The organism is Butyrivibrio sp. NC2007 (assembly GCF_000421405.1).
In the GTDB taxonomy this organism is placed as follows: domain Bacteria; phylum Bacillota; class Clostridia; order Lachnospirales; family Lachnospiraceae; genus Butyrivibrio.
The window spans coordinates 15,469-38,037 of the sequence record NZ_ATWY01000022.1 but is presented as its reverse complement, the minus strand read 5'-3'; the positions used below and the strand labels follow the sequence as shown (position 1 = coordinate 38,037).

At 46.1% G+C, this 22,569-nt stretch carries 16 protein-coding genes and 1 pseudogene; 1 reads left to right on the top strand and 16 read right to left on the bottom strand.

Annotated features, from left to right (window positions below):
* Positions 1 to 426 precede the first annotated feature (426 nt).
* From G632_RS20430 to G632_RS0115650, 5 genes are all read right to left on the bottom strand, one after another.
* Positions 427 to 1,419 (bottom strand): DUF362 domain-containing protein, encoded by a 993-nt coding sequence (locus tag G632_RS20430; protein ID WP_022770395.1) that lies wholly within the window; start codon positions 1,417 to 1,419, stop codon positions 427 to 429.
* Between the two features lie 110 nt (positions 1,420 to 1,529).
* Complete coding sequence (locus G632_RS20425) at positions 1,530 to 2,909, bottom strand: exo-beta-N-acetylmuramidase NamZ family protein (RefSeq protein WP_022770394.1); 1,380 nt, start codon at positions 2,907 to 2,909, stop codon at positions 1,530 to 1,532.
* Between the two features lie 346 nt (positions 2,910 to 3,255).
* Entirely contained in the window at positions 3,256 to 3,513 is a 258-nt protein-coding gene (locus tag G632_RS22550; protein ID WP_330361289.1) for a hypothetical protein, read from the bottom strand.
* Positions 3,514 to 3,522: 9 nt separating this feature from the next.
* Positions 3,523 to 3,858: a helix-turn-helix domain-containing protein gene (locus tag G632_RS22380; RefSeq protein ID WP_026512635.1), complete on the bottom strand. Its 336-nt coding sequence runs from the start codon at positions 3,856 to 3,858 to the stop codon at positions 3,523 to 3,525.
* Positions 3,859 to 3,992: 134 nt separating this feature from the next.
* Entirely contained in the window at positions 3,993 to 4,478 is a 486-nt protein-coding gene (locus G632_RS0115650) for a hypothetical protein (RefSeq protein ID WP_022770392.1), read from the bottom strand.
* Positions 4,479 to 4,583: 105 nt separating this feature from the next.
* On the opposite strand from G632_RS0115650, the gene G632_RS0115645 reads away from it, so the two are divergent.
* Positions 4,584 to 5,060 carry a pyridoxamine 5'-phosphate oxidase family protein gene (locus G632_RS0115645; RefSeq protein WP_022770391.1) on the top strand — a complete coding sequence of 159 codons (477 nt, stop codon included), beginning with the start codon at positions 4,584 to 4,586 and terminating at the stop codon, positions 5,058 to 5,060.
* 314 nt (positions 5,061 to 5,374) lie between these two features.
* Here the strand turns inward: G632_RS0115645 and G632_RS0115640 are convergent, their stop codons facing one another.
* The 11 genes and pseudogenes from G632_RS0115640 to G632_RS0115590 form a co-directional block, all read right to left on the bottom strand.
* Complete coding sequence (locus G632_RS0115640) at positions 5,375 to 6,136, bottom strand: J domain-containing protein (protein WP_022770389.1); 762 nt, start codon at positions 6,134 to 6,136, stop codon at positions 5,375 to 5,377.
* Positions 6,137 to 6,168: 32 nt separating this feature from the next.
* Entirely contained in the window at positions 6,169 to 6,999 is an 831-nt protein-coding gene (locus G632_RS0115635) for a deoxyribonuclease IV (protein WP_022770388.1), read from the bottom strand.
* Between the two features lie 123 nt (positions 7,000 to 7,122).
* Complete coding sequence (locus G632_RS0115630) at positions 7,123 to 8,730, bottom strand: sensor domain-containing diguanylate cyclase (RefSeq protein WP_196802301.1); 1,608 nt, start codon at positions 8,728 to 8,730, stop codon at positions 7,123 to 7,125.
* A gap of 128 nt (positions 8,731 to 8,858) precedes the next feature.
* Positions 8,859 to 9,596: a YwaF family protein gene (locus G632_RS0115625; protein WP_022770385.1), complete on the bottom strand. Its 738-nt coding sequence runs from the start codon at positions 9,594 to 9,596 to the stop codon at positions 8,859 to 8,861.
* A gap of 169 nt (positions 9,597 to 9,765) precedes the next feature.
* Positions 9,766 to 18,009 (bottom strand): rhamnogalacturonan lyase family protein, encoded by an 8,244-nt coding sequence (locus tag G632_RS21480; protein WP_022770383.1) that lies wholly within the window; start codon positions 18,007 to 18,009, stop codon positions 9,766 to 9,768.
* A 239-nt stretch (positions 18,010 to 18,248) separates the two neighbouring features.
* Positions 18,249 to 19,562 carry a diguanylate cyclase domain-containing protein gene (locus tag G632_RS0115615; protein ID WP_022770382.1) on the bottom strand — a complete coding sequence of 438 codons (1,314 nt, stop codon included), beginning with the start codon at positions 19,560 to 19,562 and terminating at the stop codon, positions 18,249 to 18,251.
* Positions 19,563 to 19,689: 127 nt separating this feature from the next.
* Entirely contained in the window at positions 19,690 to 20,064 is a 375-nt protein-coding gene (locus tag G632_RS0115610; RefSeq protein WP_022770381.1) for a YccF domain-containing protein, read from the bottom strand.
* Between the two features lie 263 nt (positions 20,065 to 20,327).
* Positions 20,328 to 20,525 carry a hypothetical protein gene (locus G632_RS0115605; protein WP_022770379.1) on the bottom strand — a complete coding sequence of 66 codons (198 nt, stop codon included), beginning with the start codon at positions 20,523 to 20,525 and terminating at the stop codon, positions 20,328 to 20,330.
* A gap of 15 nt (positions 20,526 to 20,540) precedes the next feature.
* A complete protein-coding gene (locus G632_RS20410; protein ID WP_022770378.1) occupies positions 20,541 to 20,768 on the bottom strand; it encodes a hypothetical protein in 228 nt (75 codons plus the stop codon).
* 249 nt (positions 20,769 to 21,017) lie between these two features.
* Positions 21,018 to 21,335: pseudogene (locus G632_RS0115595) on the bottom strand (carboxymuconolactone decarboxylase family protein); the annotation flags it as partial.
* A gap of 1 nt (position 21,336) precedes the next feature.
* Positions 21,337 to 22,392, bottom strand: coding sequence for an aldo/keto reductase (locus G632_RS0115590; RefSeq protein WP_022770377.1), 1,056 nt, complete (start codon positions 22,390 to 22,392; stop codon positions 21,337 to 21,339).
* Positions 22,393 to 22,569 lie beyond the last annotated feature (177 nt).

The window sequence follows — 22,569 nt, the reverse complement described above, 5'->3', positions numbered from 1 at the left end:
TGATTTCGACCACCCCACAACTCTCTTCTATGTGAAAAATAGTTGGAAATTTCAAAAAGGGATTTTTGGTCAGGCATTAGTGTTTTCGAAAAACTACATCACATGGCACCCGTAGGCCGGTAGTTGTGATGTAGGGAAGGCGCTAGACATCAAATTTTTTATTTCTTGGCCATGAAAAGATTTTGTAATTTCCAACTATTTTTTCATATATCAATTTTTGTTATGCATTTCAAAAATCAACTCATACCATGAAGTCCATATAACTCCTGTTGTTATGTACTATCAGGCTCAAAATGTCTTTTACCAACATTCAACCCATTTGGCAAAATCTCTTTTTCCGATAAAATGAACCTATTATAAATTATGAGTCAAAGTGAAACGTCCCCGGTGTCTCAAAATGAGTCAAAGTGAAACGTCCCCGGTGACTCATTTTCTGGCGTCGATCCTGACGAAAGGCTTAAGGTCTTTTACTGCCTCTTTCTGGGTGATCTCGACGTCGCCGTTGTCGGTGTCTATGAGTTTATAACGGTCGTTGCCCATGCCAAGCTCCTTCATGTAAGAGAGCTGGCGATGGCCGTGCCTTGTCTCGATTCGCTCAACGAGGGCTTTGTGCTCTTCTTCTGTCATGGCGTAAACCAGGTCGATGCAGGCCTGATCGATTGCCAGAATATCGCTTGAAGCAAGGATTCCTACGTTTGGTGTTACAACGGGCTCAGCGTCCACGCCTTCGCAGTCGCAGGAAACGCTCATGTTTCTCATTACGTTTACGTAAGTGATGTTCTTGCCGAAGTGGTCGATGGTGGCCTTTGTGGACTCAGTGATCTTTTCCATGAGTTCTTCTTCGTTTACGCCCCAGTCGTTGCCGTTCTTGGCATGGATCCACATCTTGCCGACATGTCCGTCAGCGCATCCGATTCCAATATTCTTGTTACTTCCACCAAAGCCGCCCATGGTGTGGCCTTTGAAGTGGGTGAGCACAAACACTGAATCGTAGTCAAGCATATGTGAGCCATGACTCATCTCTTTAAACCACTTACCGCCGTTAACGGGAAGGGTTATGGTTCCGTCGGCGTCCATGATATCTACTTCTGTGAAGTCCCAGCCGTTGATGGCCAAAGTCTTCCTGTGATCTTCAGTGGTGTATCTGTCGCCTTTATAGAAGGTGTTGGTCTCCACGATCCTGGCGTCTTTGAGGCACGGCTCTTTTTCCATTACCTCTTTAACCCAGCTCGGAGGTGTGATGTTGGGACCTTTGGGCTCGCCGGTGTGAAGCTTGATCGCAACTTTTCCGGTGATGTTTCCGTTCACCTTCTCAAACACTTTCATGATGCCGGCTGCCGACAAATCTCTTGTAAAGTACACAACAGACTCAGCACCTGTTCTCTCGTCGTATGGGATGTATCTTGATCCGTCAGTCATCTTATCTGTACCTCCTTTTTTGATGTAAGTATATTTTAACAAAAAATGAACCCCGGGGACGGAGTCAGTGGCTCATTAATGAGCCACTGACTCCGTCCCTAGGGCTCACTTTATTCATAGAGCATGTAGGGCTCGCGCCGGGCTTTGAAGGCCTCGATGTCAGACTGCCATGAGGCTTTGATCTCCTCGGCGGAGTGGCCGGCGATGATCTGCTTGCGAAGGTCATCGGAGCCGCTTAAGTAGTCGATCCAGTTCTTGACGTTGTTGGTCGGGCTGTCAAAGAAATCAAGGTCTGGATTAGCAGCATGGAAATCATTGTAGGCATCGATAATGTAGTTAAGGTCAATGCCTGCAGCCCAGATGTCTTCTAAGGGGATGTCCGTCAGGTCTTTTCCGTAACAAGTCTCACCTTCGAAAGGCGGATTGTCGGCGCCGTCCATGTCCTGCGGCGTGAAGCTGTAAGGATTGCTCTCCTGCGGAAGGTATGGGCTTCCGTAGATCTCGAATGGCGTGTCAGTGCCTCGTCCCACCGAGACGTAGGTGTTTTCAAAAAAGCAGGTGGAAGCATAGAGGTAAACAGCGCGCATGTCCTTAAGGTTTGGCGACGGTCTGCGGACCAACGTCGTCTTCATGTCATGGGTGTAATTAAGGCACGGGATTACGGTCAGGTCGCAGGCATCTGCGCCTGCATTCAGCCACCCTTCGCCATTGATCATCTGCGCAAGCTCGCCCCAGGTCATCCCGTAAACTATGGGAATCGGGAGCTGCCCCACGCCTGATTTATACTTATCCTGTAGAATCGGACCGTCCACGTAAAAGCCGTTGGGATTTGGCCTATCCAGAATGATCACTTCTTTGCCCGCAGACGCGCAGGCGTCCATCAGGTAGTACATGGAAATGTAGTAGGTATAGTAACGAAGGCCCACGTCCTGCATGTCTACGACAAGGGTGTCGAAAGTGTCCATGTCCTCGAGGGACGGGGAATGGGTTTCGTTATGGTAGAGCGAGAGGATCGGGACTCCTGTCTTCGCGTCTATCGAATCATCTATTGCCTCGCCGGCATCTTCCGTTCCGCGGAATCCATGCTCAGGCGAGAAGATTGCTGTGACGTTGATGTCGTGCTCAATTAAGGCGTCAAGGATATGCTGGTCTTTGTCGCCCACTATACCTGTCTGGTTGGAAAAGAGTGCGACGCGCTTGTTCTCAAGGAGCGGGATGTAGGCATCGAACTGCTCGTCGCCGAGGGTGAGAGCGGTGGTAGTTTCAAGGCTGGCGTCGGGATTTGTAGTCGTGGTTGATTCAAAATTGTTATCGGATGTAGATTCTGTTGGGGCAGATTCAGCTTCGGGCTGGGCTTCTGGTTCTGCAGAGGGTTGCGAGACAGTTTCCGCAGATGAAATGTCTTTTACCGGATTATCAGTGCCTCCGCATGCCACGCAGCTGAGTGTGAGAGCGATTATGATAAGAATTGATAATATTTTTCTTAGCATTAACATGTAGCTCCTGTCTATGTCGTGTTGATTATGGTCTCCTAACTCCATCCCCATGGACCAAAACCAGTACAAGTTTAAATGTTCCGATTGACTTTCACTATTCTTTTTGCTATTCTCTTGTCAAAGGAATGGGTTTTGTGTCCGGTAAACTCGTAATGAGTCGAAGGAGTTGCTCGTTTCTTTTTTTATGTCCAAAATGTCATATAGATACATTTTATTATCAGCTGAATGTCTAATCAGCATTGTAGCTTTGAATAGATTATATCTCTCAACACTGCCGTCCTCATTGAATACCGGAAGTTCGAATCTTGAATCATAACGATACCAGCCAAGCTTAGCATCTCTAATATGCCTTTGCTTTTGCAATAGTCCCCATAAGCTTGTAAGTATATCTTGAACCAGTATACTCATCTGGAAGATCTGCCCCTATAAATATTAAATCATCACCATTAGAAATCTTGTACATGGCTCCGACATAACCTTTGAGATATTCTTTTACATCATCCCAGTTAACAGCACGTTTTCCCTTGAAACGTATATCGTTAATTCTTACAATTTGCTTTCCCTCATCATTAGTTCTTATTTCTACATTCCTAACCACAAAAAAAGCTTACTCCTTCATATTCATTAGCATACTTATATATGCCAGTAGTCGTTTTTTCTTAGAATCTGATAGCTTCCTAAATTCACTAATAATCTGCGTCTCAATATCACCTGAAGAGATATCTTCTTGTGTAACTTCCAGATTTTCTTTTCCAATGAGAAGTTCTACTGGTGATATTTGCAGTGCCTCGCATATTATCATTATTTTATCAGCACCAGGATTTGTATTCTTCTTATGCCAGTCAAAAATCGTATGTCTTGATATTCCTGTCATTCGAGATAGTTCAGGTATCGATATATTCTTATCTTCCATTAACTTGAACAATCTTTCACTAATAGTCATATCTCCTCCTATCATTTGTTTGTATATACAAACATTATCATATGACCATTATATCCGCAATAGTTTTTGGCTAGCCATTTCGACTTTCTTTTTGAATACTACACAAAGTAAACTTATTGATACTCTAGCATCATTTAATCATCTAGATGCTCCATGAAGATCATTGGGTGAGCGGTGCAGTACGGAGTCTGCGCCATGTATTTTCCTAAGGTGTCGTCGTTGTCGTCCATGAGGACTACGGATTCAGGTGAAATGCCCGGAAAAAGCTCTTTTACCTTGTTGATGACAATCTGGGGCTTCTCGGCAGCTTCCAGGGTGTAGAAGCAGTGGTCGGCAGGAATTCCGTAGAGACGTTCCACCATCTCCGACTTCCATGCTTCATGGCCGTGGGGTTCCCTTGATATGCAAAAGAGCCTTTCCACATCGTGACCTTTGATGTAGTTGTACAGGGGCTCGAGCCTCTTGCAGTCAGCGTATATGTTTACGGCGCGGAACTCCGGCGTTCCGTCCAGTTCGTGATGAGCATGGTGGCGGCCGTAGTTGTAGCTGGTCAGAGTGCCGTCGATGTCGAAGAATACAACGGTGTCCGGTTTATGTAGAATTTCCCATATTTCGCTCATATTGAATGTTTCTCCTGATTTATGGTTTTTGCTTTAAACTTATTATAGCAAAGTAGATATGGTAAAATGAAATCTGAGTTTTGGAACTGAAATGAGGAGGAAACTATGTTCAGAAAAATGAGAAGATTTGCTCAGCAAATATCTGATGAGAAATGTATAGAAATCCTGAAGAATGAGCCAAGGGGCGTGCTCTCGGTTCTTGGAGATGATGGCTATCCATACGGAATTGTGCTTGATCACTGGTACTGTGAGGAAGATGGAAAGCTTTATTTCCACGGTGCCAAGGAAGGGCACAAGCTTGATGCCATCAGGGCCTGCGACAAGGTAAGTTACTGCGTGCATGACGAAGGCTATCGCAAAGAAGGTGAATGGGCGCTGAACATCAACAGTGTTGTTATCTTCGGTCGCATGAAGCTTGTTGAAGATCCCGAGAAGGCCAGAGAAATCTGCACTCATCTCTGCAGAAAGTTCACTGATGATGAAGAATATCTTCAAAAAGAGCTGAAAAATGCCCTGCCACGTGTCCAGTGCCTTGAGCTGACGCCAGAGCATATGACAGGGAAACTTGTAAATGAGTCATGAGTGCATCACAAGCCTCTTTATAGGGGCTTGTTGGTTGGATTTGATTTTTCAAATGCATACCAAAAATTTGTATATAAAAAAATAGTTGGAAATTACAAACCTCTACTTTTGGAAAATTTGATGGCTAACACTGTGGCTACATCACAGCTACCGGCTCCACGGTACTTTGTGATGTAGTTTTTTTGTAGTTTAGTCGCGAACCTCTAAAGTCCTTTTTGTAATTTCCAACTATTTTTTATATGGAAGTGAGTTGTGGGGTGGTCGAAATCACGTTTCCAACCAACGTACATATATGGTCGCGATGTGATGCGACTTCACCGCGCAGCAGACAATTTTGCAAGTATTTTCTCTTTATTCGAAACCGGGCTATCTGCGTAGCCCTTTGGTATTGTCAGCTCGATCGTAGCTTTCATGCGGTCGCTGGCAGTTCTGCGCGATTTAATTTCCGGGTTTTCCAAGAGGGGCAGGACCACGTAATACAGCTCGTCTTCGTCAAAAGACAAAGTCTCTCCCTTCACAAATCCTGCAAAGGCGTAGGTTTCCGCGTTATCGTCTTCACTGATTTTTTTGCCAAGCTTCCGGGCGCAGTCACCCGGGAGGATGTACTCCTGCATCATTAGGTGGAATATGTCTTTTACCAGATCAGGGGACATGGCGGCGTCGGGATCAGTCATTGCTTCCTTGCATGCCTCCAGGACGCTCTTGGAAAAGAGCCTGAACTCTTCCATATCAGGGTCCCAGACAAATCTTCCACGGGCCATCTTGGAAAGAGGCAGCTCTTCGTCGTACATCTTGAACTGGACGTAGATGTTGCGCTCGGAAAAAGCTCTTTTGTTCTCAAAGGCATCCCAGGTAAATTCATAAGGATCGTAGCCGGAGTCGCCGTCTGATTCACGGATCTTCCTGTAAGCTTCGATGACCTGCCTTATCCGCTCGTCGTCTTCGGGGTCTCTCTCCCCGAGCGGATCTGAGTCCGGGTGGTACAGGATGAGGAGCTTCTTGTATTTGGTTTTTATGGTCCGGGGGTCGTCGGATTTGGTGGCGCCTAGGATCTTGTAAGCTTCCTTAAGTGTCATATATCAGCCATTTCTCTTTTCTTCAAATTTCATCACGCGAACCAGCTCTGTACTGTGGCGATTTCCTGGATGTAACCCTCGTCGTCGTTTGGGGTCTCGAGGATAAATGGCAGGCCTTCAAAGGCCGGATGAGTTGCAAAGCGCTTCATGCCTTCCATGCCGATGAAGCCCTGGCCGAGCTTCTCGTGGCGGTCTTTGGCTGCACCACAGGGGTTCTTGCTGTCGTTAAAGTGAACGGCCTTCAGCTTGTCCAGACCGATTATCTTATCAAACTTTGTAAGGACGCCGTCCAGGTCGCCCACTATGTCATACCCGGAATCCCAGGTGTGGCAGGTGTCAAAGCAAACGCCGAGCTTGTCCTTGAGCTCTACTCGGTCGATGATGGCCTTCAGCTCTTCAAAGTTTCTGCCGACTTCCGAGCCTTTTCCGGCCATGGTTTCCAGCAGCACTGTGGTCTGCATTTCCGGCCAAAGCACCTTGTTCAGACCCTCAGCGATCTGCTCGATTCCTGCTTCCGCGCCCTGACCTGTATGTGAGCCCGGGTGGAAGTTGTAATATTGTCCGGGAAGTGCCTCCATCTTCTCAAGGTCTTTTGCCAGCATCTCGAGGCCGTTGGCTCTGGTGTCAGCGTTGGCGGAGCACAGGTTCATGGTATAGCTGCCGTGCGCTACAAGTTTGCCAAAGCTCTTTTGACTAAGGATCTCTGACAGCGCTGCGACGTCTGCCGGGTCTGCGTCCTTAGTCTTGCCTCCTCTGGGGTTTCTGGTGAACCAGGCGAAGGTATTGCCGCCAAAAGAGACCATCTGATGGCCCATGGCTTCGTAGCCGTTTGTTACTGTAAGGTGACAACCGATGTATATCATTTCTTAGATTTCTCCCAATGTCTAATGTCGTTTCGTTTATTATAACAAAAAACAGCCACAGATTTTTGCTCTGTGGCTGTAACTATCAAAATGAGTCAAACTGAAACGTCCCCGGTGACTCATTTATTCTTTTGCCTTCAACCAGCGCTTGTTCTCGTACATCTTTACGTCTGCCAGGCGCAGGATATCGTTAAAATCAAAGCCTGTCTCTTCGGAGCTGCTCTCATAGCCCAGTGCGATTGCGATCGGCTCTGAAGGGTTGTCGTTATTGTATGCAGCTATTTCTTCGTTCATCTGCGGAATGAGGCCGGCGACAACAGCGTCACTTTCCGGCTTTTTGATGATAACGGTGAACTCATCGCCACCTACACGATAGCACTTGCCATCTTTTCCAAATACCTTGTTGATGATTTCGGCGGCTTTCATGATATATCCGTCTCCCGCCAGATGTCCTTTGGTGTCGTTGACTTCCTTCAGGTTGTTCAGATCCATGGAGATAATGCTATAGCTCTTTTCCCCGGAAAGCTTCTTTAAGTCGTGGTTGAACGCGGTCCTGTTGGCAAGACCGGTTATGGGGTCAGTGTTGGCGAGCTTCTTGTAGTACTCTGCCCTTCTGCCTTTCTCGATGTCTTTCAGGGAATCGATGATGTTTCTGTTAGCGAGTAGGACTATGTAGCCAAGGATCAGGACACGCCCCCAGACGTCGTTCTGGATGCGCACGCCAGTCCAGTAATAAGCGATCTCAAGGCCTGCGACGGCGATGAGGACCAGCATCGAGGCTGCGTTGAAAATGGCCATGCTGTCTTTTTCTTTTTTGTGGTTCTTTAGTGTGATTATGGCAGCTGCAACTACATAGATGATAGAGAGTGCCCAGGTCAGGTGGGTTATGATGACCGACTGCTTGAGGTCCATGACTCCGGTGAGGGCAAGGACCATTACCACTACGAAATCAATGAGTGATAGGCAGATTGGGATCCGATATATGAATTTATCATTTTTCCATAAAACAGCGCGGATGTACATGACATAGGGCACGGGGATAAAGATAAGGATCAGGAAGGCGAAAACGCCGGCCAGCGCACGATTGTTAAGAAGGACAACCATGGCGTTAGTCTCTCCTGCGGACCAAAGACCTATCAGAACAGCTGTTAAGCCGATATAGACGATTCTGGGTTTTCCGGGAGTAATGCGCCAAATAATATAGGAATATGCGATCATGATAAGCCCAAAGAGCACATCCAGTATTGAAGTAATGAGTACGGGGGCGGAGCCAGCTATGAGTGACGACCTGAGGTTATAGTAATCTCCGGCCGTAAATTCAGGCGTGATCGTCGGTACATTGTTATAAACGGATTTGAGTTTGACGGTTAGAGAAGCGTTTACATCGGGCACGCGAACAAAGTGCCAGGAATTTCCGTTGGAACGAAGGAATGTCGAGCGAACGCCGATGCTCTCATAAATGATGGATTCACGTGAATAGACCCGGACATCATTAAATCCGGATGTAAAAGAAAGGCATCCTCCGGCTGCGATGATCTCAGAGGAGTCAAATGTTAACACACGTGTGCCGGTTTCGTCCATGCTGTCGGTGATTGGTGTCAGTATAACTTGAGTGTCTTTTGGATACATGCTGAACCGGCTTTTCGCACCACCATTAAAGGCATACACTAAAACAATACTGCATGCCACTGCCAAGAACAGGGTATAGATCCGGAGAATGTGTTTATCCATATCGACCTCGGTCATAATTTGCGCATAATATTACACTTAATATCATATCAACAAATTATTAAATACAGATAAACGAAATATGATATTTTTGAGCCCTAGGGACGGAGTCAAGGGATCATTTGTGAGCCCTAGGGACGGAGTCGAGGGCTCATTTTGTAGACAAGGAGAAGGACAAGGATAGTCAGGATTGCGTAGCCAATGAGGTAGCCCGGGTTTCCCATGAATGATGCAAGCCATGACAGTGGGCTATTGGGGATTGGCCAGTTTACGAAAAAGTAATTGCAGTTAAAGTGCTTGTCGAACAGGTAGATTGGCGGTACGACGAGGCACAAAAACAGCAGAACCCAGTGGATATGTCTGATGGACGGGGAGATCTCTTTTGACATAAATAGAAGCGCCGGATACAGCACCAACAGGCCGTGCCAGAGGTAACTGTGAAGGTTTATGAAGTTCAGGACAGGGTAATAGATTGTCCAGTCTGCGAAGATCAGGGCGACAAGCGATGCCGGCATGATCAGGGCATATGCGACTTCGCCGAAGTAGGCTTTGGCCCATTTTAGGGGCAGAAACTCTCGTAAAAGAAATACGAAGATGCCGATACTGCAGACGTGTAGAGGAAGATACCCCAGGCCGAATTTATGTATGGAGAGGAGGAAAAGATCTTTTGCCACTTCCAGAACGAGCATGACAAGGGGAATGGCCTTGAGCACTCTTCTCTGCACCCGGCCACTCTTCTTTCTGAGAACGAATAATGCAATTACTACCAGCGACAAAGTTACCGCGACGCTTATGAGATGGGCGGCTCCAAAGAGCGGATAGCCCATTTCCGGCGGTATGTCGTCCTGCTGCATCCAGAAGTATTCCATGCTTCCATTATATTACTTCCGAGTCTGTCTTCACAGAAAAATGAGCCCTTGACTCCGTCCCCAGGGCTCAGAAATGAGCCCTTGACTCCGTCCCTAGGGGTCAAAAATGGACCACTGACTCCGTCCCTAGGGCTCAAAAAAGCTCCCCACCGGGGTGGGGAGCTTGGGATTACCATCTGCCGAAGATGGATCTCTGTGCTATTAGTGCGCCTGTGGTTTCATCGAAGTGGTAGACCTTCAGGAGTATCCATACGATACCTCTCTGGACTTCACCTCCGATGGCGAAGTACTGAACTCCGTCAACTGTAAACCAGCCGGTGGTTGCTTTGCCGGTCTTCTCATCGAAGTGGTACAGGAGCTCTTCGCCTCTTATGTTGATGGTCTTAAAGCCCTTCACCATTGCGTGGGTCTGAGGATCAAAGTAGTAGGTTGCCAGGAGTCCGATGAGGAATCCGTCGTGAATTGTGTAATCAAGGTTTGCATAGTACTGAGCGCCGTCTACGTTAAACCAGCCTCTTACTGCCTTACCGTTTTCGCCGAAGTAGTAGGTCTTGCCCTTTACTGTCACAAATCCGGTCTGCATTACGCCGAGGTCATCGGCATCTTCGCTGAAGTAGTACAGGGTCAGACGGTCAGTCATAAGACCTGTCTGTGCAACGCCCTTCTTCACATAGTAGGTTCCTTCTACCTCAGTAACGAAGCCGTTTGCCAGCTTGTCACCATCCTTGTAAAAGACCTTGTTGCCCTCAGCATCTACTTCGTAGTACGCATTTACATGTACGTTGATGAGCATCACTGCTTCGTTGTAAGCATCTGTCTCAGCTGCTGTAACTGTGATGATGGCATTACCTGTTGATACAAGGTTGAGTGTTCCATCCTCAGCCACTGTCACAACCTCTTCATTTGAAGAAGCATATGAAAGTGCTCCGTCGCCTGATGTAACTGCATCAAGTACATAGTTGTTTCTTGCAAGGCTTACATTATAACTTGTTGTTCCTGTGATCACCTGATCTTCCTTAGGTACAACAACCTCTTTCTGGCGAATGATGATTGCACCCATTCTGCTGGTTGTCGCAGAATCAAATGTGAATGTAAGCTGTCCGTCTGTAACTTCTACATCTGTAAGAACTGCCCAGTTGTATGTTCCTGCTGCGTTGGAAACATTGTAGCTTACGCCCTCAACTGCTCCCTTTACATTGCTCTTGTATACTGAGTTTGAAAGAACTTCTACCTGATATGTACCATTCTTTACATCAACCCAGAATTCCTGACCTGCAGGAAGTGCAAAGTCTGTGTAAACATTTGCGTCGAGCGCTCCATCTACGGTAAATCCTTCTGATCTACCCTGAGTAAACTGCTCATCATCGCTAAAGCCCCAGCCCTTCTCTTCAGTATAGAAAGATCCAAGGTCTGAAAGCTTTGTTGTTCCGTTCTTAGGATTAACAACTACTTCTGTCCAGCCATCAGCACTAACACCTGCTTTGATACCAAAGTCAAACTTGTAAAGTGCCTGATAATCAACTGTAACTGTGAGGTTTGCAACAATTACGCTTCCCTCGATTGTTCCTGTAGTCTTGTAGGTTCCTGCTGTACTTACATCAATACCTGCAACGTCCCATGCTACCGGAACATCCTTAACGCTTCCGCTCTTATATGTAGCGCTTACTGTAGCAGGAAGCTTAGAAGCAGCATCAGCATCTCCGATAACAAGCTCTGTAAAGCTGTCTGCCACTGCCACAACATAGTCAGCAACAACATTTACTGTAAGTGTGATCTCAGCCTCTGCGTCATTCTCAACAGTTCCTGCGATCTCATAAACACCGACAACTCCTGTATCAAGTGAAGCTGTATCCCATGTTACTGCCACATCCTTGCTTGTTCCGTTGAGGAAAGTTGCTGTAACGAACTCAGGCAGTTTAGCTTCCTGTCCTTCAATAACCTCAACCGCATCAAGCTGTGCATAGCCTGTAGCCTTGTTTGGAACAACGATTACAGTAACTTCTACAGGATTGGAACCATATCCTCTTACATTTGCATAAGCTGTGTATGTTCCAACGTTCTCGATATCAACCTCGTCTGCCTCATAGCTAACCGATACAGTCTGGGTCTTGCCTTCAGAGTCTTTTACCTTAACTGTTCCTACGTTGGCCCTAAGAAGATCTGCAACGCTCTGACCCTCTGCAAGTACTGTGTCCTCAACCAGCTGCTGGTTCTGAAGTGCCTGGAGCTGATCGGCATCAATTGATGCGATGGAAACAGTTGTAAGAACTGAAAGTGGAAGTGACTTGTAACTTGTCTTGCCATCAACTACCGCTGCAACTCTGTAGAGGTAGTTTGTATTTCCTTCAACAGTCTCATCAACGTAGCTGAACACTGTATCTGCTGAAACTCCTGATCCGCTTGCAGAGCCGCCCTGAGCACCACTCTGAGCAGCCTCATACTTTGCAAGTGCCTCATCATAGTTTGCTGTCTTAACTTCAAATCCTGTGAAGTACATTGCAGCATAGCCGTTCTTGGTAACTGTGTTAACCAGATTGAGCTTTCCATCTGTAACTTCTACAGTCTGTGTCTCAGAGTATGTGATCTTATCTGTATTGCCGTGTCTGAAATCTGCAAACTCTACTCCCTCAGCTGTGAGCTTCTGGTAAGAAGCACCTGATCCGTTGTAGATGTACTGTGTTACTTCATAGCTTCCGTTTGGAACATCAACAACAAATTCGCAGCTTCCGTTTGCGATCCATGCAAGAGCTGAGTCGTAGTAAAGATCGCTCTCTTCGTTCTCAAGTGCTGCATAGGTCTTATTTGAAATCGAAGATACATCGCTAAATCCATAGCCGAGCTCTTCGCTGTACTCTGTAGCTGCTGATACTGCTGTCCATCCGTCCTGTGTGTTTCCTGCGCCGAAGTCGAACTTGTAATCAACAGGCTTTGTAACTTCCGCCGCATCGCCCGAACCCGAACCTGAGCCATCCTCGCTCTTTGCCACCTGATCAAGCTCAGCAACATCCTTAGACGCGATCAGCTCATACTCGCCGGCATTTCCGTCATCATCTGCCTTAGCTCTGTAGATCTCATAACCTGTGATCTCGTGTCCGTATAGCGCACCGTCATTTGCAGGTGTGAACTGAACTTCAACAGATGAAGAACTAATTTCTCCTGCTAAAAGACCTGCTGTAATAAGTCCGTTTGATACAAGGAAGCTTGTGTGTGCAGGCTGGTTATATCCAACGTTCTGCCATGCAACACCCTCTCTGTAAGCAAGGTCTGTTAAAAGACATGGAATCACATATTCAGTCTGAATAGTAGTCGAGTATACTCTGATCCTGCTGCTGTCTGCAGAACATCTTGCGATGATCTCTTCTCTCCAGTCACCGAGGATATCTGCTACAAGTCCAAGATTTCCCTTAGTTCCGTTACTAGTAAGAACCTCGCTTGACTCAAAGAGGTTTACATTCTGTCCATTTTCGTAATCCCACTTCTCAATGGTTGTTGTAAGAGGAGCATAAGCGCCTGAATCAAAGGTGTGATCCTGCATCTCTGCAAGGAGGTCGCCGTCCCAGTAAATCGAGAAGTTACTTGGAGGTGTTGCACCCTCATTGACGGTGATCATTGAACTTCCTGATGCGTCAGATGAGTCATAAATTCCTGAAAGTGATGAGAATACGTTAGCTGTTCTTGTATCCCATGAAGGCTCGTCAGATCCTGTGTATGCAGGATTTGCGATTGACCAGTACTCTGCGCCTTCGTATCTCGGGTCAATGTCTGATGCAACGCCACGGCCTGTATCTTTTCCTGTGTAGTAACCTGTGAGAACCTCACCGGTCTCTGCGTCGTGGATCTCTACATGGTATGCAGCATTGTCATGCTCGTGCACATCCATTACTTCAAGTCCGGATCTGCTTGGGATCCAGTCACCAACGTGCTCTGCATCGCCGTGTCCAAGTCCTGTGCTGTAAAGAACCGATCCGTCATTATCTACTGTAAGTGAACCGTAGATGATCTCGTCGCATCCATCGCCGTCAACATCGTTAACGGAGAGTGCATGGTTACCCTGTCCCTCATACTGTGCACCGGCATTTAATGTGTCGAACTGCCAGTAAACACCGATTGACTGTGTGCCGTCATCAGCAGTTGAAAGGTAATATGCTGTGAGGCATGTTCTTGTGTAGTAACCTCTTGCGAATACTGCAAAAGGAGTTGTTCCGTTGAGGTAAGCTGTTCCTGAGAGGAATCTGTCTACTCTGTTTCCGTAGCCATCGCCCCATGCAGATACAGAGCCTCTTCCGGGCAGGTACTCAACAGTGTCGATGATCGTGCCATCTTCGCCGTTGAACATTGAGAAATACTCAGGTCCATCAAGAACGTATCCTGAAGAATTTCTGTAGTCGTTCTCAGTAGAAATTGTAGCTGTATCAAGCGCTGCCATGCTGCATGCGCCGACAAATCCTGTCTCATTAAGGTTAGCATCGTAAGTTGTTGTTCCGTCAGCAGTCTTAACAGCGATCTCTGCTGCTCCGTCTGCATCGTAGTCCCATACCTGGAACTGTGTATAGTGCGCACCTGATCTGATATTGATACCAAGATCGATCCTCCACATCAGAGTAGCGCTTCCTGTTGCAAAGTCGATGTCATAAGCATCGAGGAAGGTTGTTCCTGTGTAGCCTGATCCCGAATTGTCTTTTGCATTGCTCGGGTACCACTTAACGATGAGCTCAAGATCGCCATCGCCGTTGAGGTCGCCCACTGACATATCGTTAGCTGTATAAGATGCTGATGTTCCGTCAGGCATTGTCTGATCTGAAGGTCTGTTAAGCTGGAACTCCTGATACTGGTTGTTCCATACAGCTGTTGAAACTGCGGAAATTCCAAGTGAAGCATCATTTGAACCAACAACTGTGTAAGTGTCGGATGCACTTCCGCCCTCATCCACGCAGTTGGTAACCTTAAGGTCTTCTGCAATGGCTGCGCCATTTCTATATACGGTAAAAGAGCTTGTGACATTGCCGTCACCATCGAGGTCACCTGCAAATGCTCTCCAGCTAAGGTATACACCGCTTGTGATCTCATTGCCCTCAGCATCGGTTGCGCTGACCTTGGTCTCTGCTCCTGCGCCGCCTGCGAGATTGATGGCAACCAGTGCTCTTGATGAGTAGTGCTCAAGTCCGCCTGCAACCAGGTTTCCTACAACCGGTGTGATGCACACATCTGACATCTCTCCAAGTCCGCCTGCGTTAAGAGCTGCAACCTTGTAGTAATAATGAATGTTTGTGTAAACTGTATCGTCTGTATAAACAGGGCTCTTTGTCTCGCCTATCTTCTCATAGCCCTTGAATGCCTTGTCGCTCTCAGGCTTCTGTGAACGGTAAACGATGTACTTGATAACGCCCTCTTCTGTGGCATTTGCATCCCACTTAAGGTCAACATAGTGCTGAAGCTCAGTCTGTCCTGCCTCAGGGCTTGTGCATACAAGATTGATAGGAGCTGAAGGAACTGCTACGCTCTCATCAAGCATTGACTGTGTAACCACGTTACTTGCAGGTGACTCTGTACCCTCTGAGTTTGTGCAGGTCATGTAGTAGCTGTAGGTCTCGCCCAGGTCTGCCACCATTGCTCTGCAGTCAAGCTCACTGTCAAGGAGCTCCTGTGCTGTGAAGGTCTTAGCTACGCTAAACTCTGCGTCGCTCTCTGACTTCTGATAAACTGTGTAGCTTACTGCATCATCAACTGTTCCGAAGGATAACAGGAAGTTTGCAGTTGTTGCAGTAAAGCTCAGCTCAGTAATTGTAAGGTTTGAAGGAGCTGTAAGAAGGCTTGTGATAGTCATACCGTTGATGTAGTTGTTTGTTCCGCCAACGGTGATGTTGAGCTGGCCATCAGTTACAGCCACTGTGCCTGTGCAGCTAGCGAGAGCCTGTTTGGTTGCTATTGAGCCAAAAGACACTCCTTCTGCATTGTAAACTACTTTAATAGTGCTTGTTCCGGGAAGAAGGTCACACGCGTAAATTGTAACTTCGTAGGAACCGTTTGGAAGATCTACTGCAAATTCTCCGCCGCCAAGGTTGAAGTCATCAGCCATGTCTGAAGAATCATTGTTGCCGTTTCCGTTTCTGTATCTTCCGTTTCCGGGAGCTGTTATCCAGCCGTAACCTGTAGTCGCATCGTAGGCCTGATTCTGGTTAACGCCTGTCCATCCCTCCATTGTGGGAGAGTTATTGTAGTTAAAGTCGAACTTAAGGCCTGCTTCCTTGGTTGATACTGCGATCACATCGGAGAGCTCACCTGTTCCGAAGCTGTTCCATGCTGCTACAGCGTAAACGTAGGTAATTCCTGAGTTGCAGCCTGAATCAGTATATTTTGTCTTTGTTGAAACCGAATACTTTGTTGCATTACTGAAATCCACATCAGCTACTGTCTGTCCGTCCTCAAGCTCTGCGCGGTAAATGTAGTACATCTCTGCGCCTGTTGCCTGTGTCCATGACAGTGAAACGCTTGTTGATCCTACAGATGTGCTCTCAAGGTCAAGCACCTTCTCGGGAGCCTCTGTTGAAGCATCTATTGAAACCAGCTCAGCAAGAGAATCGAGCTGATCATTAAAGCCAAGTGCGTAATCATTATCTTCCTCATTTGCGAAATCAAGGATTCCCTGAGCTACTGCCTGAGAGAACTTGAATGCGCCGTACCACTGAAGGTGAGTTGCATCGGAAGATCCGCCTGTATATGCACCCTCTGTGTAATCCCCTGCTTCTACTCCGCACAGGAAAAGAGATTTTGCACCCTCTGCACCGAAGTCCTCGCAGATGTCACCTGAACGTGCTGTCAGGTCGATAAGAGGAATGTCGTGTTCATTGGCCAAAGAGATCATAACCTGACGGTATGCCTCGAAATTGCTTGACCATGTAACTGTTCCGTCGCCGTTATCTGTGTAGCTGTATCTTGCAACAGGTGTTACAAGTACAGGTGTTGCACCTCTCTGATAAGCTCCGTCAACGTACTGCATGATGTAGTCGCCAAAGTCGCTGCTTGATACGTAACGGTTAGGTCTTGAGTAGGTGGCATCATTGTGTCCCCACTGGATAAAGAGGTAGTCACCCTGCTTTATATCTTCAAGGATATCTTCGAGCTTACCCTCCTGGATAAAGCTGCTTGAAGAACGTCCGCCGATGGCTCTGTTCTCAACGATGACATTTGCTGTCTCATAAACCTGAGCCTGTGAGAAGTCAGCATCATCAGCTTCTCTCTCTTCAACAAACTCACCGAACCAGTCAGAGAATACCTGGCCCCATCCTGTCTGAGGATAGTAGTAAGCATCGTAGGTCTGAACTGTTGAATCGGAAGCGATGTAAAGAGTTGGCTTTGAGCCTGCTTCCTGTGTCTTAAGTCTTGTTATCTTAGCCTCTGAAACATATACATTGTTTGTTCCTGCATCGCTTATTGATGTTGCAGAGCTTGCTGCAAGGAACTTGAGGTTCAGCTGTGAGTCAACCAGGTTTGTCTGGAATGACACTGTAGCTGATGATCTGCCGCCTACTGTGATTCCGCTTTCCTGCGTGATATCCTCTGCCTCGAGGTATGCAGAATAGCTTGAATCTGTCGGGTTTGTAAGTGTAACCTCAACCTCGTAGTCCGCATTGTAGAGGTCTACGTTAAAGGTTGATGTGTTCTCATATGTGTAAACGCCGTAGCCTGTGCTCTCTGTCTCGGTCCAAACCTTGCTTGAGATTCCAAGATATGAGTCCTCATCAGTTACATGGCTAGCGCTGTCTTCAGTAACATTTGCTACTCTCGGATAGTAAACATTTCCTGACCAGCCCACCGGGTCTGTATCAAAGTCGACATCGCTAAATCCATATCCCGTCTCCTCTGAGTAAACGCTCTCAGATGAGATCCCGTTATCTGTTCCAAACAGGAAGTCAGCAACTACTGTATCTTCAACGAAGTTTTCATATCCGTCGTCGCCCTGCTCAACTGTAGCAGGTGTAGGTGCCAAGCCAAGAAGCCTTACTGCAGACTTCGCTTTTTCCTTAGCAAGGTCGTCATCTGTAGCTTCTGTACTAGCGGAGTTAGCAGCGTCTGCTTCTTCCTCTGTTTCTTCGTCTGTTTCTTCATCTGTCTCTTCCTCGCCATCTTCTTCTGCCGCTGCATCTTCGTTTGTGCTTCCCGAGCCTGCTGACGCTTCGTCAAAAGAGCTCTCGGATGAGCCATCAGCTGCTGCCGAGCTCTCTTCTGATGAGGCATCGCTTGCTGCATCAGAACTCTCTTCAGAAGAATCCAATACAGAACTCTCTAAGGCAGCTGTCTCTTCGGCAGCATAGGACTTAACAGTCGAATATGCAAATACGCTTGAAACTGTCAGTGAAATACTTGTCGCAAACGCAATTGCCCTGACGAGACCGTTTTTTTTCTGGTTCCCCATTTCGTTTTCCCTCCTCTAAGTCTGTCACACCCCCGCAGTATTACTGCAAATTTACGAAATATACCTTTTTCGCCCCGGATATTTCCGCAAATAGTGACAAACTTTATTATATTTTGTTAAAGATTTTATAAATTATTCATATACGCGGCAATTCATTTACTTACCATCACTTTGCAAATTCAACCTTTTTATCGCACAAAAAAAATACCCTTACCCGGAAGTAAGGGTATTTAAATTTTTCAGTTTCTTTTCATTCTGCGGTCCTCATGGGTCTTATAGAATTCCCGCTTATCCACATACATGGCATTGTCCGCCCTGTGGAATACATCAGAATATGTCCTGTCTATCTTAGGATCATAGGTTGCATATCCGATGGAAATCTTTTTGGCCAAAAGCTCTTTTACCTTAAGTATCTTCTCTGAAGGATCCGGGTCATCTAAGATAGCCACGAATTCATCGCCGCCAACCCTATATATCCTGTTACCTCCAAATACCTGAAGAATCTCTTTTGACACCTCAATGATAAGCTTATCGCCCTGGTCATGACCAAAGTCGTCGTTGATCATCTTGAGCTGATTGATATCAAACACGATAACCGAAAATACCAGCTCGGGGTTACTGATTATCTTATCTTCAAGAATCTGCAGATACTCCATATAAGAGTTTCTGTTATTTACTCCAGTAAGGACGTCGATGTAGGCGTGAGATCTGATGACCTCTATCTGGTTCGTCAGTCTCATCTGCATGATAACGATCTTCTCCTCAAGGAGTTTGACCGAATCATTCACGCTCTTATCCGAGTCTGTATCTGAGAGAGCAAAATATCCAAAGTCATCTTCGCTGTAATCAACCTCTTTTACAAGAGTCTCAATGCCGTTTGAAAGATCGTTCATCTTATCTACAAGAGCAATAAAGAATTTGTTGTACTGCCCTGTGATCATGACAGCCAAGAAAATACCGACAATAAGCGCCGCGGAAATAAAGGCGACAATAATGTAAAAGAGCTGCCTGATCCTTTGATCATACCAGTCAGTACTAAAATCCGCAGCCACAATACCTGCCACATTGCCCTTTGAGTCAAACACAGGTGAATAGGAGCTGTAGAACTCGCCCCATTCATCCGCATAAGGAATTTCATCTACACCTGCTGTTCCCTTGCTGGCATTGTACAAAGCATCTGTATAGACGATAGGAGAACCGAATTCCCCCGGATCCTCAATGGTAGGGTCAACGCCAAAGACAAACTCTTTTTCACTGACCTGTATAATGCAGTAGATGTAAGAGAGCTCAATGTTATCCTGGAAATACGTGAGGGTCTTCATGACGCTATTATATTCCGGAGAGCCATAGTCATCAGCCGTTATCTTCGCAAGCTCATCGCCGTTTAACATAGCTGCTGCCGTGTTGGATATATCCAGCATACGCTCGTTGATCTGCGTTCTGAGGGCATTTATTGCCACTCTGCTAAGGGCAAAACCAAAGATAACATTGAATATTACCAGTCCAATACATATAAGGATCGTATATTTAGTTGCACGATCAAGTTTCTTCATGCAACTATTTTACTACTTTTCCGCTTATCATTGTAGAATAAACCGTAAGTTCTTGTTCAAGATTGTGAAGTCGTTCAATCTTTCTGTGCTTGTTGGTCTCTTCATCGTTTTCCCCCTCGTTTATGAATCAGAGATACTTTGCTCTTACAACCTTGGTGCCAAATGGGAAAAGAGCCAGTTTCGCAATTTTAAAGAACTGCTTTCCGAAAGGAATTCCCACAATTGTTATGCATAAAATGCATCCGAGAACCGCATTTGTGATCGCAAGCTCGATGCCGGAAAAGCATATCCACAGAATATTTAAGAGGCATGAAACTGCTCCGCCCTCATCCACGATCTCTTTTCCGAAAGGATTCAAAGAGATTGATGAAAGCTTAAAGCACTGGATACCCACGGGAATTCCGACTACGGTAATGCACCATAAAATTCCTGCAAGCCACCATCCTATTGCACTGAAAAGTCCTCCAAAGATAATCCACAAAATGTTTCCTAAAATTCTCATGATGTCCCTCCTGACAATTGCTTTTTTATCATTTTCAAATCATTATTGCGCTTATATGTATGCAATTCAATTAAAATGAAATTAAATTACGATTACAATCTTATTAACGATAAAAAATTGTTGTGACATTAATCTAAAAAAATGTGAGTCAGTGGGGACGTTTCAGTTTGACTCATTTTGCGAACCAAAATGAGTCAAACTGAAACGTCCCCACTGACTCACAGAAACACCTCCATTGTCACATCATTGAACAATTTTATCAATCACTTATAATCAGCTGACACATCTAAAAAGTCCCTGTCTCCATTGATATAATCTGCGTATGCTGTCTCTGCGTCTTTTCCGCGGAAAACTTTGCAGAGTCCACACATATCGCAGTCTGCGATGCAGGGAAATCTCTCTTTTATATATGCTCTGCGCTCTTCTGCCGTAGAGTCTTTTAACTCGGGTGCACTTCTCATAGGCCTTAGGTCCTCTTAGTGAATCTGTCTGTCCTGGCGGTACTTCTCCATGTATTCCATGTTGATGTCGCGGATCTCTTTTTTGCCATCAATGTAATCCTGATAAATATCCCAAGGACTTCCTCCTCCGAGCCAGCAGGACGAACAGTTCTCGCATCCGCCTCCGCAGTCGAGGGAGTTTTTTATGATCTGTTCACGTTCTTCTTTTGTTGTGTCTTTTATCAGGATAGATTTTCTTTCCATTAGCATTACCCTCGTGGACATGCCATGAACCTTTAATATGCCTCAGCTTTATTATATAATCACAACATGTACCCGGCAATAACATGAGCGTTTTACCGGACATATTCCCCATTTCTTCAAATTGCATTTTTCATACTCCTTTTGGCTTATTAGTTAGCGCATGCTAACCAAAGTATATTTTACTACTTGGACGCCAAATTCCAAGTAGCATAGAGCTATCGTCAGCTCTTTCAGTAACCTTCATTCGTTCCATATCTCTTTTGCCAGACGGAACACAGCCCAGCCCTTCGGCCAGCCAACGTACATGGTGGCATGGGTGATGATGGCTGCGATCTCTTCCTTGGTAACACCATGTGCCTTGGCATTCTGAAGATGGTACGAAAGAGATGAATCCGTGATACCTGAAGCCATAAGTGAAACTACAGTGATGATGCATTTTGTCTTTACATCAATCGCTTCTTCATTCCAGACTTCCCCAAAAAGGACGTCATCATTTAAGTGTGCAAACATCGGTGCAAACTCACCAAGCTGCTCTCTTCCTGCTGTCTGTACAATTTTCTCTGCCATCTTAATTCTCGCCTCCTAAGATTTTCTGTGCACCTGTAGTCCACACGTGTTTTTTCGACGCATCAGTTCTTTTATTCTGTGCCATAACACCTGCCAGTGAATGAGGTACATATGGCTCTTCAAGATACTTAAGTTCCTCGTCCGAAAGCTCCAGATCCACTGCCTTTGCTGCGCCTTCGATGTGGTGAAGCTTGGTTGCTCCGCACACAGGAGCTGTAACCTTAGTCAGGAGCCACGCCAACGAAATCTCAGTCATGGTAACACCATGTTTCTCTGCCAACTCTGCCACACGATTGATGATCACAGCATCCTGCTCTGCTGTAGTATCATATTTAAACTTGGCATAGGTATCCTCAGCTGCGCGCTTTGTATCGCATTCGCCGGGCTTTCTTGAAAGCCTTCCGCTTGCCAGTGCACTGTAAGGAGTAAGCGCGATATTCTCTTCTTCACAATATGGAACCATCTCGCGTTCTTCTTCACGGAAGATAAGATTGTAATGTCCCTGCATTGAAACAAATTTTGCAAAGCCCTCTTTTTCTGCCAGCGCATTAGCCTTGGCAATCTGCCATGCAAAGCAGTTTGAAATGCCGATGTATCTTGCCTTACCTGCTTTCACGATGCGGTTTAAACCATCCATAATGTCATAGAGGTCTGTATTCCAATCCCACATATGATAGATGTAAAGATCCACATAGTCCATTCCAAGATTCTGAAGGCTTGTGTTTACCATGTTCTCGATATGCTGCTGGCCGGATATTCCTTTTTCAATTTCTTCCGGTGTTCTGGGAAGGAATTTTGTAGCAACAACTACATCTTCACGCTTTGCAAAATCCCTAAGAGCACGGCCGACGAACTGCTCACTGGTTCCGCTCTGATAAGCTATCGCGGTATCATAGAAATTAACTCCCAAATCGAGACCTCTTTTGATGATCTCTCTGGAATGCTCTTCATCAAGTGTCCAGCTGTGCTGTCCCTTTGTAGCGTCGCCAAATCCCATGCAGCCCATGCAGATACGTGATACGTTTAAGTCTGAATTTCCAAGTTTTGTGTATTTCATCGTCGTGCGCCTTTCTTTCTGCAAATAATTCTGCTCTCAATTTGAATTATATAGTTATTCTGACATCATGTCATGATATGTTTTGAAAGGTTCATTTTCTTAAATCACCTTGCAAACAGTAACCCCCCAGGGGGCTTGAAAGCCCCTCTCATATCATGATAACCTTGCCTCTGAAGT

Bases quoted from the DNA above. Each gene is read 5' to 3' on its own strand.
- G632_RS20430 (WP_022770395.1), bottom strand. From the start codon at position 1,419: ATGACTGACGGATCAAGATACATCCCATACGACGAGAGAACAGGTGCT.
- G632_RS20425 (WP_022770394.1), bottom strand. From the start codon at position 2,909: ATGCTAAGAAAAATATTATCAATTCTTATCATAATCGCTCTCACACTC.
- G632_RS22380 (WP_026512635.1), bottom strand. From the start codon at position 3,858: ATGACTATTAGTGAAAGATTGTTCAAGTTAATGGAAGATAAGAATATA.
- G632_RS0115650 (WP_022770392.1), bottom strand. From the start codon at position 4,478: ATGAGCGAAATATGGGAAATTCTACATAAACCGGACACCGTTGTATTC.
- G632_RS0115645 (WP_022770391.1), top strand. From the start codon at position 4,584: ATGTTCAGAAAAATGAGAAGATTTGCTCAGCAAATATCTGATGAGAAA.
- G632_RS0115640 (WP_022770389.1), bottom strand. From the start codon at position 6,136: ATGACACTTAAGGAAGCTTACAAGATCCTAGGCGCCACCAAATCCGAC.
- G632_RS0115635 (WP_022770388.1), bottom strand. From the start codon at position 6,999: ATGATATACATCGGTTGTCACCTTACAGTAACAAACGGCTACGAAGCC.
- G632_RS0115630 (WP_196802301.1), bottom strand. From the start codon at position 8,730: ATGGATAAACACATTCTCCGGATCTATACCCTGTTCTTGGCAGTGGCA.
- G632_RS0115625 (WP_022770385.1), bottom strand. From the start codon at position 9,596: ATGGAATACTTCTGGATGCAGCAGGACGACATACCGCCGGAAATGGGC.
- G632_RS21480 (WP_022770383.1), bottom strand. From the start codon at position 18,009: ATGGGGAACCAGAAAAAAAACGGTCTCGTCAGGGCAATTGCGTTTGCG.
- G632_RS0115615 (WP_022770382.1), bottom strand. From the start codon at position 19,562: ATGAAGAAACTTGATCGTGCAACTAAATATACGATCCTTATATGTATT.
- G632_RS0115610 (WP_022770381.1), bottom strand. From the start codon at position 20,064: ATGAGAATTTTAGGAAACATTTTGTGGATTATCTTTGGAGGACTTTTC.
- G632_RS0115605 (WP_022770379.1), bottom strand. From the start codon at position 20,525: ATGAGAAGTGCACCCGAGTTAAAAGACTCTACGGCAGAAGAGCGCAGA.
- G632_RS20410 (WP_022770378.1), bottom strand. From the start codon at position 20,768: ATGGAAAGAAAATCTATCCTGATAAAAGACACAACAAAAGAAGAACGT.
- G632_RS0115590 (WP_022770377.1), bottom strand. From the start codon at position 22,392: ATGAAATACACAAAACTTGGAAATTCAGACTTAAACGTATCACGTATC.